Origin of the sequence: Micrococcus sp. HMSC31B01 (assembly GCF_001816085.1) — a bacterium.
Lineage (GTDB): Bacteria > Actinomycetota > Actinomycetes > Actinomycetales > Micrococcaceae > Micrococcus > Micrococcus luteus.
This window is the reverse complement of record NZ_KV824882.1, coordinates 1-1,183: the sequence shown is the minus strand read 5'-3', so window position 1 is coordinate 1,183 and position 1,183 is coordinate 1. Positions and strand designations below refer to the sequence as shown.

Here is a 1,183-nt window from a genome sequence, read left to right as displayed (position 1 = left end):
CGCCGCCCGCGAGCTGCTCGCCCGCCACGCCAAGTGAGCGACCGGGGCTGAGACGTCCGGCCGGGCCGCGCCTCACGCGCCCGGCCGGAGCCTCATCCCCAGCACGGTGCGCGCCTCGAGCCCCAGAGCCGCGCGGGCCTCGGGCGCGCCGGTGCGGTCCTCGCCCACCACGGTCATCCCGATCCGCTCGGCCACCCGGCGCGAGGCCGTGTTCTCCGGGTGGATGATCGCCACGAGCTCGTGGTGCCCCAGCACGTCCCGGGCGTGGTCCCGGCAGGCGGCGGCCGCTTCGGTGGCGTAGCCGCGCCCCCACAGGTCGGCCCGCACGTGGTAGCCGACCTCCAGGCGAGGCTCCCCGTTGACCTCCTGCCACGTCAGGCCGCAGTCGCCCACGAAGCCGGGCCCGCCGTCGTCGTGGGTCTCGATGATCCACAGCCCGTGCCCGTCCTGCGCGTACCGGCGCCGGTTGCCCGCGATCCACGCCGCCGCCTCCGCGCGCGTGCGCGGGGCGGGGTAGAAGCGCATCACCACGGGATCGGCGAGGAGGCCGGCCAGGTGGTCGAGGTCGGCGTCGGCCATCTCGCGGAAGCGCAGACGGGCGGTGGGGGCGGGCGGCATGCGCCCAGGCTAGCGGCGGGCGGATGCGCCCCGCCTCTTGTCTGCGCGGGGCCGGGCTGGTCGACTGTGCCCATGCCGCATTCCCTCTCCCTGCGCCCGTTGCGGGTGGATGACGCCGAGGCCATGGCCGCGGTCCTCGCCGACCCGGACCTGTACACGTACACCGGCGGGACGCCGCCGGGCGAGGAGGAGCTGCGGCAGCGGTACGCGATCCTCGCGCGCGGTCGCTCCGAGGACGGCGCGGAGGACTGGGCCAACTGGATCGTGGTGCTGGAGCCGGAGGGCCGGCCGGTCGGCTACGTCCAGGCCACCATCCCCGTGGACGGGGGACCCACGCAGATCGCCTGGCTGATCGGCACGCCGTGGCAGGGCCGCGGGCTGGCGAAGGAGGCCGCCGGCCTCCTCAAGGGCGAGCTGCGGGACCGGGGGGTGCGGCGCCTCGTGGCGGATGTCCACCCCGAGCACACGGCCTCCCAGCGGGTCGCCCAGGCGATCGGCCTGGCGCCGACGGACGAGGTCGTGGACGGGGAGGTCCGCTGGGCCGGGTCCGTGGACGACGGCGGCG

Annotated in this window: 2 protein-coding genes; one reads left to right on the top strand and one right to left on the bottom strand. The window is 76.8% G+C overall.

What is annotated here, in order from left to right; all coding sequences use genetic code 11:
• Nucleotides 1-72: 72 nt before the first annotated feature.
• Nucleotides 73-618 (bottom strand): GNAT family N-acetyltransferase, encoded by a 546-nt coding sequence (locus tag HMPREF3105_RS01130; protein WP_020624710.1) that lies wholly within the window; start codon nt 616-618, stop codon nt 73-75.
• Between the two features lie 72 nt (nt 619-690).
• On the opposite strand from HMPREF3105_RS01130, the gene HMPREF3105_RS01125 reads away from it, so the two are divergent.
• Nucleotides 691-1,183 (top strand): GNAT family N-acetyltransferase (locus HMPREF3105_RS01125; protein ID WP_070708574.1); only part of this gene is annotated, 493 nt, incomplete at its 3' end.